This is a genomic window from Microcoleus sp. MON1_C5 (assembly GCF_036701875.1).
Taxonomy (GTDB): domain Bacteria; phylum Cyanobacteriota; class Cyanobacteriia; order Cyanobacteriales; family Microcoleaceae; genus Microcoleus.
On sequence record NZ_JAUBRN010000003.1, the window covers coordinates 171802 to 182619 of the forward strand.

Here is a 10818-nt window from a genome sequence, read left to right on the forward strand (position 1 = left end):
TAGTTGCTATGCACGCTTGTTATAAGTCGCGATCGCGCCCGCCTACTTTTGCAAGAGGTCTACTGAACAGGCGCGTGTTGCTAGCGAGAAATCCGACGTAGTGAACGCCGCGCCAGGGTAGGGGGCGAAAGAGCCAGGGCTGGCTAGGCTCTGCGTGCGGCTGAGTACAAGCAAAGCAGCCGCACGCTCGACTGACTCAATTTATTAACTAACAATGCAGCCACTCAAAGACCGAACCCCCCAGAAAAGAAGAAGAAAAAACAGAGCATGAAAAACTGCTGACGTAAACCCCCGATCCACATTTACTCCCGCTTGCATTATCAAAAAATGTGGGAGTAACCGAATTAATCGGATATAGTCATCTCCTTTTGTCTGCGAGCAGCTAAGGCTAATTCAAAGCCTGCCTTCAGTTGGTCAGCCTGGTCCGAGGCATGGGACGCTTCTCCTGCTTGCCTTGCTTTTAGTTGTAACGGTGCGGCGATCGCAATCCGTTCCTCTTCATAGTGCGTAAGAGCTTTAGCAACACAAGCAGTATCCTGCAAGTTCAGCCCCTTGAGTGCTTTTGTTAAAGCAACAGCATCCTCAAATGCCATAGTAGACCCTAATCCTAAGGACGGTCGCATCGGGTGAGCGGCATCCCCTAATAAGGTGATTCTCTCTCTATCCCCCCATTGGGATACTGGTTCCCGATCGAACACGCCAGTTTCCACAATGGTGGTAGGGTCAGTTGCTCGAATAACCCTTTCAACAAAGGGAGTCCATTGGTCAAAAACTTGGAGAACCATAGCTAAAACATCGGTACTCTTCTCTGAAGTCGGATGGAGTGCAGTCCCTGTCCAAGCCAGTGCCTCGGCTCCTGCATCCATAATCCAAAAATTTTTCTGGTCTCCGACCACCAGTTGAAAACCAGCCCCTTCTGCAAAGGGTTCAGCGAGGGGGGCTAGGATTTGACGGGGCAAGATTCCTCGCCAAGTCATGGTTCCAGTGTACAGAGGCGCACCATCTCCCACGGTAAGACCGCGAACCGCGGAGTGATACCCATCGGCACCAATTAACAGTCGTGCGCCAATATCGGGCTGATTCTCAAAGTGCAAACGTAAGGCAGCCTTGGACGGATCGGCGACCTTAGTGAAGTTGACAAACTTATGGTTGAGGTGAAGGGATACGGTAGGTGGGAGTGTGTTGTGCAATGAGGTTTGTAGGTTATACCACGCTAGCCAAGTGAAGGGAGTACCCGCCAAGGGCGATTCATCACAAAACAGAACCTCGCCATTGGGTCTCATCAGCAGTTGTCGCTGTGGGTTGGCAGAAGCGGCACGAACTTGGGTAGCGAGATCGGCATTGATGAGGGCCAATGCCTTATACCCCGCTTCTCCCAACCCTAGGGCAGCGCCGATGGGACGTAAAGCTCTAGCTCGTTCAAACACACCTACCGAAAAACCTAAATTGGCTAGCCCATGGGCTGCACATAGTGCGCCCGGTCCTGCACCAATAATGGCGATATCGAAAGTTGGGGTTTCACTCATTTTTAGATACGGTTAAAAGCACCGACGAAAGCGATTGCCTTGAGCACTAGCGAAGCTAATCGCGCTTCGTGTGAGATCATGTAGGTTCTGCTTGATAATATACACTCACGCACTAATTCATAAAAGAGACATCTTGCAAAAGTAGGCGGGCGCGATCGCGACCTATAACATCAGGGTGAACGATCCTACAAGCCAGACAGCGAGACAACATTCCGCGAAATGATGAAGCCGTCGAAATGAATCAAGATGAGTTTCAAGAATGGCTCTACGACTAAAAGCCTTCGTAAACCGTTGAATTTGTGCTGATTAAAAATGCTGCCATCATGCCGATCGCGGCACTCGAACAGAATAAATCAAGGAGGTATTTAAGCTGGATTGAGTATTAAACTCTCAATACAGGGTCTTTCGGGATTTTCAGGATTGGGAATTAGACGCTGATTTTTGCAATCTACTAGCAAATCTCAAGTTTCTAACACAGTTTGACCGATTAGCACCATATCGCCTAAAACCATTGCCGCCTCAATCGTTTCGCGCCCTTCTATTTCAATGATAATAGGCTCAGTCAACCCCACTGTTTCTTGTCTGCCATCAGCATATTTTGCTATTTCCTGACTCCTAATTCTTAAACCCAGGTGTTCGCAGACTTATACAGGAATAGCTGTGCGTACTGCACCAGTATCTAGGAGTGCTTCTGCTTCGTACACGCGCAACAGATTTGGATTGAGCAATCCTCTCTTGACTAACTCTTCATCAATGCCATTCGTTAGCTTGACTTTGACTCGAACTACACCAATATTTTTGCTGGCTTGAGTTAGAGCGCGATCGAGATTTATCATATCGCCTCTTGTCGTCTATAAAGTCTACCTTTGATTCTAGCCACAATTTATGGTAGTAAGGTTCGCAGTGCCAACCATACAAGTAGAGTTTGTACGTAAGTCTTACAGCGTATTCCAGGTTTAGGAAGTGCAGTAGGGACAAAGGCTTTCGCCATGTCCCTACACTGATCTATCACTCTTGTGGGGCGGGCATCCTGACCGCCCTAAACATACAAGTTAAAAGCACAACAGCTTACTCATCTTCTGCATAGATAAACCGATACAATTCGCTAGGATCTGGCTCAGCGCTTTTCTCAGCAAAATCGACTGCATCATCAATTACTGCTTGAATTTTATTATCGATCTCTTTCAATTCTTCAGCAGTTGCCAAAGTTCGATCGATCAAATCAGCAGCCAACTTCTTAATTGGATCGCGGGGGAACCAAAATTCTTTCTCTTCCTTAGAACGCAACTCATCAGGATCTGCCAAAGAATGACCGCGAAAGCGATAAGTCAAAGCCTCGATTAAAGTCGGCCCCTCGCCGGCTCGCGCCCGCGCTACAGCTTCTTTCGCCACTTCCCGCACGGCCAAAACATCCATCCCGTCAACCTCAAAACCAGCCATGCCAAAAGCATGAGCTTTCTTGTAAATTAGCGGGTCAGATGTAGCTCGCTCGTGGGCCATCCCGATCGCCCATTTGTTGTTTTCCACAACATAAATAATCGGCAACTTCCACAAAGCCGCCATATTCAAACATTCAAAAAACTGCCCGTTATTTGCAGCGCCATCGCCAAAAAAACAAGCAGTTACGCCATCGGAACTCTCATCCCCCAAAGCTTCGCGGCGGTACTTCGATTGAAAAGCCGCCCCCGTAGCTACAGGAATCCCCTCAGCCACAAAAGCATAACCTCCCAACAGTCGGTGTTCGGCCGAAAACATGTGCATCGAACCGCCGCGGCCCTTCGAGCAACCAGTTTCCTTCCCGAACAACTCCGCCATTACCTCCCGCGCCGGGACGCCCGCGCTCAAAGCGTGAACGTGATCGCGGTAGGTGCTGCTGACGTAATCAGTGTCATCCCGGCGCATCGATCGAATCACCCCAGTAGAGACAGCTTCCTGACCGTTGTACAAGTGGACAAAACCAAACATTTTGCCCCGGTAGTACATCTCAGCACACTTGTCCTCAAAATAGCGCCCCAAGACCATATCCTCGTAGAGCATCAAGCCCTCATCCCGAGAAATGTTTACGCTTTGCGCGTCAAAAACTGGTAAAGTCCGTTCCTGAACCATAAATAATTAATACCCGACGATCGGCTTCCTAGACATCTAAATTTAAACCCAGATGGGACACAACCGCAGCAGAAAACGATCGAACGTTTTCTGTGCAGCAGTTCACCAATTGTTAAAATGAGTTTGGCAGGCGGGGCGGATGGCCAGGAGTCCGAGAACCAAGTCCCATCTAAACCCGATGCCAACGAATGATATAATTCCATTACTCTCAAACCCGAAAATGCTCAAGAGTCAAACCACTCCTTTAGCTGACGGGCAGTGGGGCAAGGCATTTTCCTCACTGTAAAACGCTGTAGAGGGAAAAAAGTCAGAGTATCTCTACGTACAAGTCCAAGATACCGTGAATTGGGCGGTTGGAAGCCAACACCAGAATTTTTGATTTGGTTTGCGGGAGTATCTCACTTAAGATAGGCTAATTCAGTTGCTAGCGCTTTGGGGAAGTGGACGAGTGTTAATTCCACTAGATTACTACCGGATTTTGGGTCTACCGATTCAAGCTACTGCCGAACAGTTGCAGCAGGCTCACCGCGATCGAACTTTACAGCTTCCGCGCAGGGAGTATTCTGAAGTTGCGATCGTCGCCCGCAAACAACTGCTCGATGAAGCCTGCGCCGTTCTGTCAGACTCAGAGGGGCGCAAAGCTTACGATGCCAGTTTTTTAGCCAAAACTTACGATCGAGAGTCGGAAGCAGCACAGGAAGCCAAGCACCAGAGGTCAAAAACCTCAGCAGGCACGGCCACCTTCCTGCAAGACGCAGGAGAAAGTGATCCGCCAGAGTCCAAGGCTTTAGAGGCTGCTCCCGACCCCCACACTCCAAGTATTGAAATCGATGACAACCAATTCGTAGGAGCCCTGCTCATACTGCAAGAACTGGGGGAATACGAACTCGTACAGAAGCTGGGTCGCCCGTATCTTAACAATGGCAGCATCGCGATCGCAGAAGGTCGTTTCGGCGACCCCCAGCTCGTGAGGCCAGATATAGTTTTAACTGTCAGCCTTGCCTGTCTAGAACTCGGCCGCGAACAGTGGCAGCAAGGTCAGTACGAAAATGCCGCAAAATCATTAGAAGCAGGTCAAGAATTGCTGCTGCGCGAAAGCCTATTTGCAAGCGTGAGGGGTGAAATGCAAGCCGACATATACAAACTCCGTCCGTACAACATTTTAGAGCTATTATCACTCCCCGAAGAAAAAGTTGACGAGCGTCGCAAGGGACTGCAAATCCTGCGAGAAATGCTTCAAGAACGAGGCGGTATCGACGGTTCGGGAGACGATCGATCGGGTTTAGGAATAGAAGACTTCCTCCGGTTCGTGCAGCAAATGCGTAAACATCTAACCAGCAGCGAGCAGCAGGCGCTATTTGAAGCCGAAGCCGGCCGCCCCTCCGCAGTCGCCACTTACCTCTCGGTCTACACCCTGTTAGCCCAAGGATTTGCCGCCAGACAGCCATCGATGATCCGTCGCGCCAAGCTGATGCTGATGCAGCTTGGTCGCCGCCAAGACGTTCACCTGGAAAAAGCCGTCTGTTCCCTGCTGCTGGGCCAGACAGAAGAAGCCAGCAGAGCCCTCGAACTCAGTTCGGAAAAAGAACCCCTGGCCTTCATTCGCGAACATTCCCAAGATTCACCCGACTTGTTGCCCGGACTGTGCTTGTACGCCGAACACTGGCTACAAGAAGAAGTGTTTCCCCACTTCCGCGACTTGGCCAACGAGTCAGTGTCCTTGAAAGACTACTTTGCCGACCCGAAAGTACAAGCTTACCTAGAAGCTTTGCCCCAGGACGCAGAAACCGCCAACGAATGGGTCGTCGTGCAGCCCCGCTCCGGCAAGCTCCCAGGGCGACTGCAACCGACAGCAGGCCGATCTCCCGCAGCCATACCCGCACAGCCACCCGCAGCCAAGCAGGGAGCCAGTACCGTCACCTTGACCGCCGTACCGGGCGAGGCTTCCACCGCAGCCTCGGGCGCTAAATCCCAGGCAACGGTGGCCGCGCCGAGCCCCGCTGCTGCGGCCGTCTCTATGCCGATAGCTACAGTGCCACACCCTGCAGACTCGACTTCCAAACAACGCCGACGCCAACATTCAGGGCGCAGCGGAGCAAGCGGCAATGGACTAAAGGGCGATTTGGTCGATCGAGCGCGCACCAAGGCAGCAGAACTTACCGCCCAAGTCAAGTCCATGCCTCCAAAAAGGCTGGCTTTGTTTCTAGTCGCAGGTGTCCTGAGTCTGTTACTCCTGTGGTTAATACTCAGTCTGTTGGCTAGCGCCATGCAAGCCCTATCGGGCCCCCTGCGAGGAGAGCAAGCCCTTGTCCGCCTGGAAGAACCGCCCCTAGAAATCCCTGCCTTGGCCGCGGCCCCAGAGCCGATCGCAGCAGGCGCAGTGTCGGGAGAAATCACGGAGGAATCCGCCGGACAAATAGTTCAAAGCTGGCTGTCGGCGAAAGCAGCGGCTTTGGGCCCCAATCACGCTGTCGAAGAATTAAAGCAAGTTCTGACAGAACCGGCTTTGTCTCGCTGGCAATTGATGGCAGAAGCTCAACAGCGAAACAACGCGCACCAGCGTTACGTACACAAGCTGCAAGTTAATGGAGTTAAGACGAATCCGACTAATCCCGATCGCGCCCAAGTAGAAGCCCAAGTAGGGGAAAAAGCCGAGGTGTTCGATCGATCTCAGCTCGTTTCTTCCCGCAATGAAAACCTGCGGGTGCGCTACGACTTGATCCGTCAAGAGGGACAGTGGCGGATTATGGATTGGCAAGTGATTAAGTAAGGAATTGGTAATTAGTAATTGGTAATTGGTACTTTATGCTGGCTAATTATTAATTACCAATTTCTGATTATTAGGTGAATTTTTAATTCCAAAAGCGGGAGTTTTGAATTGCAGATTATTGTTGAAGGCTGGCGTTTTATTTATCATTCCTATTGCGTAGCCAATCAATTTCAACTCCTGGAAATGCTCGATCGCCCGCCAGGACAAATTGAGCTTTTCCACCGCGATATGCCCTACATTGACGCAGCTTGGGAGACGAAAATTAGTTTGTTCGATCGCCCAAATGAAACCTTACTTCGCAGCATTAAGAGTCCTGCGGTAAATCAGTCAGCCGATGTAACGCTGCGAATGTACTGCCCGTGGAACTTCTGGGCATCCAGCAGCGCCGAAACTTGGGTATTTGCAGCCACAGAGTGGGGGATTATTACCCGTAGAGGATTCAAGGCGATCGGGGTTAAGTCGATCGCAGAAACTCAGATTAACTCAGAAGTAAAAATTATTACACCTTCAGCTTGGTCAAAAGCTGGCTTAATTCGCAGCGGAGTTGAGGCCGATCGCATTGCCGTTGTACCTTTGGGAGTCGATCCTAAGATTTATTATCCTGCTGCGGGCGATCGGCGTCAATCACTGCGCGAAAGCTTCGGCTGGTCAAACTATTTTATATTTTTAAACATCGGAGGGCAAACGGAGCGCAAAGGTATTCGCCCTTTATTAAAAGCCTTCGCTGCGGTAGTTGACAAATATCCAGATGCCAGATTAGTTTTAAAAGGTTCAGAACTGCTTTATCCGTCGAGAGACGAGATTGCGGAAGCCTGCCGAGTTGTGCTCAACGATGCGGAAAGAGCGAGGGTTTTACCGAGATTAATTTATACGGGTAGCCAGCTATCTTTTGCTCAAATAGCAGAGTTTTACCAAGCTGCCGATGCTTATGTTTCTCCCTATTTGGCGGAAGGTTTTAATCTGCCGGTGTTGGAAGCTGCAGCTTGCGGTTTGCCGGTTATTTGCACTGCAGGCGGCCCTACAGATGATTTTACGCGATCGGACTTTGCACTGCAAATTGAAAGTAAATTTACGAATGTGACGATCAACGGGGAAACTTTATTTATCTTAGCTCCTGAGTGGGAACATTTGACTGATTTGATGCAAGGGGCGATCGAACAGCCTGGAATCGCTGCGAAAGCGAGGGTTGCGGGCCCGGCTTTTGTGGCTAAAAATTTTACTTGGAGGCGTGTAGTCGATCGATTGCTTGAGGTTATGGGAGGAGATAAAAAGAGAGAGGAGAAGTCTATTTTTGAGCCAATAATTTTGTAGTTTGGACGTTTCAAGCCCTAGATGGGGAAATAGGTTTTTTTCGGCGGTAATGGCTGAATTTGAAGGACTCCCGGACAGGCTGTTTCAATCCCTGATAGGGTTTTAGGTTTTTTTCGGCGTCTGCCCGGTGGTGGCAGTGTGATATAGCAACCGCCAAGGCGGTTATGGCATAAACTGTAAGTAGTCCGAATTGCCGTGCGATCGCAAAACCCATGTCCAAACCCTACAGCTATGACCTTCGTCAGAAGGTAATCCAAGCTATCAAGCTTGATGGCTTGAAGATTAGTGGATCTTGTGTTCTATTCAGTATTAGTCGCAACACCCCGCGCTTATGGTTGAAGCGGCAAGCCGAAACAGGGGACTTTCAAGCCTTACTTGGGCGGGCCTCCCGGTAATGGTCATAAAATCACCGCAGGGGGAAAAATTTCGCGAGTTCGCCAACACTCATGGAGATAAAACCCAAGTGGAGATGGCCTCACTTTGGGAGGGGGAAATTAGCTCACGCACAATTTCACGGGCTTTAAAGAAAATTGGTTTTACTCGAAAAAAAAGACTTATGGCTACCGCGAACGGGATGAAGTCAAACGCAAGGCGTTTATAGCTCATTTGTCCAGTGTAGCGACCGCTCAGATTGTTTACCTAGATGAGTCTGGGATGGATAGCCGAGATCAATACGATTATGGTTGGAATGAAAGAGGGCAGCGTTTCCATGCACTCAAATCGGGGCGGCGTGAGGGTAGAGTAAATATGATTGCAGCGCTTTGTAACCAAAACTTAATAGCTCCCTTTACCGTTGAAGGAGCCTGCAATCGAACGGTATTTGAGACGTGGCTAGAAAATTGTTTGCTTCCCACCCTCAAAGCTGGACAGGTTTTAGTCATGGATAATGCCACGTTCCATAAAGGAGGACGTATCTCTCAACTGATTGAGGATGCAGGCTGTCAATTACTGTACTTGCCCCCCTATTCCCCAGACCTTAACAAAATAGAGCAATGCTGGTCTTGGTTAAAAAGTCGCATCCGCAAACAACTAGATCAGTTTGATTGTTTACGAGATGCGATCGAGAATGTCTTACGTTTTGCGTCCTAACCGCCTTGGCGGTTGCTATAGAAGGCAAGGTGTATTTGTTTCAATCCCTGATAGGGTTTTAGGTTTTTTTCGGCCAAAGATTGTCGAAAGTTTTAGGCGTAGATTTTGTTTCAATCCCTGATAGGGTTTTAGGTTTTTTTCGGCTGGACGCTCAAAGAAACGCAGAAAGAGATTACAGTTTCAATCCCTGATAGGGTTTTAGGTTTTTTTCGGCTTGATAGCCTAATTCCCACCACCAATCGTAAGAATGTTTCAATCCCTGATAGGGTTTTAGGTTTTTTTCGGCCAAAATCGTACTGAGGATGCTTTAGTGCTTAGAGGCTTACGTTTCAATCCCTGATAGGGTTTTAGGTTTTTTTCGGCTGGCAGAATTGTGAGCCATTTTGCAAAAAATCCACGTTTCAATCCCTGATAGGGTTTTAGGTTTTTTTCGGCTGGGAACCTACAGGGTAGACTCTAGCGGATGAACGAAGTTTCAATCCCTGATAGGGTTTTAGGTTTTTTTCGGCTTTAGAGATATTCGCCGCGCAACTTCGATGCGGGCGTTTCAATCCCTGATAGGGTTTTAGGTTTTTTTCGGCCAACGGCAATTATTGGAAGCGCTCGGAAAATAACGGGTTTCAATCCCTGATAGGGTTTTAGGTTTTTTTCGGCGTTAGAGGTTTCGCCCGAGATTTTCGACACATCCAGTTTCAATCCCTGATAGGGTTTTAGGTTTTTTTCGGCTGTAATGCTGCTGATAAGGTAAATTCTCGTCAAAAGTGTTTCAATCCCTGATAGGGTTTTAGGTTTTTTTCGGCTCCCACATATTAAAGCCTACTTGCTAAAGTACCGATTGTTTCAATCCCTGATAGGGTTTTAGGTTTTTTTCGGCCGGCCGGGGCAGCAACAATTACAGCAACATCGTATTTGTTTCAATCCCTGATAGGGTTTTAGGTTTTTTTCGGCGGAGCGGGATATTACTTTAACGATACCTGCCAGGAGTTTCAATCCCTGATAGGGTTTTAGGTTTTTTTCGGCACTCGTGTACGCGGGCGCGGGTGGGCAAGGTCAGTTTCAATCCCTGATAGGGTTTTAGGTTTTTTTCGGCTGGTATTCGCTCAACGGCTATTCTTATCGCGAGGTTGTTTCAATCCCTGATAGGGTTTTAGGTTTTTTTCGGCACCATATGCTCCGGCACAGTTGCGGCTACGCTCTGTTTCAATCCCTGATAGGGTTTTAGGTTTTTTTCGGCAAGAGCGCTATGTATACGGAATATTAAATTTATTGGGTTTCAATCCCTGATAGGGTTTTAGGTTTTTTTCGGCATTATCAGCCGAGAGGTAGCGCTTCATGTTCTCGTTTCAATCCCTGATAGGGTTTTAGGTTTTTTTCGGCGTAATATCATGAACTATTCTAACACTTCCACGCTCGTTGTTTCAATCCCTGATAGGGTTTTAGGTTTTTTTCGGCTGTAGTCCGCTAATACCTAGCCCCAAATCATTTCCGTTTCAATCCCTGATAGGGTTTTAGGTTTTTTTCGGCGTTCTGGCAATCAAGCTTTTCCCCGTGCCTGGGAGTCCGTTTCAATCCCTGATAGGGTTTTAGGTTTTTTTCGGCAAGAATTTTACCCCGTGGCGTTTCTCAAAACGGTGTTTCAATCCCTGATAGGGTTTTAGGTTTTTTTCGGCTTGATCGAGAAGCTAGCGCGGCGGGAGCTGGAAATTTCGTTTCAATCCCTGATAGGGTTTTAGGTTCTTTTCGGCATTGGGTAGTCTACAAATTCCATCGCCTGTTGCCGTGTTTCAATCCCTGATAGGGTTTTAGGTTTTTTTCGGCTACTTTTTTACCGGCCGGACAATCTGGCGGAGATTCAGTTTCAATCCCTGATAGGGTTTTAGGTTTTTTTCGGCCTGAGTTTCCTTGGTTAATGCGGAGAAGGTTTATGTTTCAATCCCTGATACCAATTTTACATGAAGTTGCATAGAATAAAGATAATGTTGAGAGGTGATGAGTTATGGCACGTCAACTGATGGT

The 10818-nt window shown here is 48.6% G+C and carries 5 protein-coding genes, 1 pseudogene and 1 CRISPR repeat array; of the genes and pseudogenes, 3 read left to right on the forward strand and 3 right to left on the reverse strand.

The features are described from left to right. Positions 1 to 344 precede the first annotated feature (344 nt). From QUA71_RS02890 to pdhA, 3 genes are all read right to left on the reverse strand, one after another. Positions 345 to 1526, reverse strand: coding sequence for an NAD(P)/FAD-dependent oxidoreductase (locus tag QUA71_RS02890; RefSeq protein WP_333281950.1), 1182 nt, complete (start codon positions 1524 to 1526; stop codon positions 345 to 347). 644 nt (positions 1527 to 2170) lie between these two features. Continuing rightward, complete coding sequence (locus tag QUA71_RS02895; RefSeq protein ID WP_333281953.1) at positions 2171 to 2362, reverse strand: hypothetical protein; 192 nt, start codon at positions 2360 to 2362, stop codon at positions 2171 to 2173. A 232-nt stretch (positions 2363 to 2594) separates the two neighbouring features. Continuing rightward, the gene (pdhA, locus tag QUA71_RS02900; RefSeq protein ID WP_333281956.1) at positions 2595 to 3632 is read right to left on the reverse strand and encodes a pyruvate dehydrogenase (acetyl-transferring) E1 component subunit alpha; all 1038 of its coding nucleotides are present in this window, start codon (positions 3630 to 3632) and stop codon (positions 2595 to 2597) included. A gap of 448 nt (positions 3633 to 4080) precedes the next feature. Here pdhA and QUA71_RS02905 point away from each other — a divergent pair, with 448 nt between their 5' ends. The 3 genes and pseudogenes from QUA71_RS02905 to QUA71_RS02915 all read left to right on the forward strand — a co-directional run bounded on the left by QUA71_RS02905 (position 4081) and on the right by QUA71_RS02915 (position 8802). Further along, entirely contained in the window at positions 4081 to 6402 is a 2322-nt protein-coding gene (locus tag QUA71_RS02905) for an IMS domain-containing protein (protein WP_333281959.1), read from the forward strand. 108 nt (positions 6403 to 6510) lie between these two features. Then, positions 6511 to 7713 carry a glycosyltransferase family 4 protein gene (locus QUA71_RS02910; RefSeq protein ID WP_333281962.1) on the forward strand — a complete coding sequence of 401 codons (1203 nt, stop codon included), beginning with the start codon at positions 6511 to 6513 and terminating at the stop codon, positions 7711 to 7713. A gap of 212 nt (positions 7714 to 7925) precedes the next feature. Continuing rightward, positions 7926 to 8802: pseudogene (locus QUA71_RS02915) on the forward strand (IS630 family transposase). Positions 8803 to 8839: 37 nt separating this feature from the next. Continuing rightward, a CRISPR array of direct repeats spans positions 8840 to 10694; the repeat unit is 37 nt; unit sequence GTTTCAATCCCTGATAGGGTTTTAGGTTTTTTTCGGC. The last annotated feature ends 124 nt before the right edge of the window (positions 10695 to 10818 follow it).

What these genes read in the sequence shown, in the direction of transcription:
- QUA71_RS02890 (WP_333281950.1), bottom strand. Translation starts at nt 1,526, where the DNA reads ATGAGTGAAACCCCAACTTTCGATATCGCCATTATTGGTGCAGGACCG.
- QUA71_RS02895 (WP_333281953.1), bottom strand. Translation starts at nt 2,362, where the DNA reads ATGATAAATCTCGATCGCGCTCTAACTCAAGCCAGCAAAAATATTGGT.
- pdhA (WP_333281956.1), bottom strand. Translation starts at nt 3,632, where the DNA reads ATGGTTCAGGAACGGACTTTACCAGTTTTTGACGCGCAAAGCGTAAAC.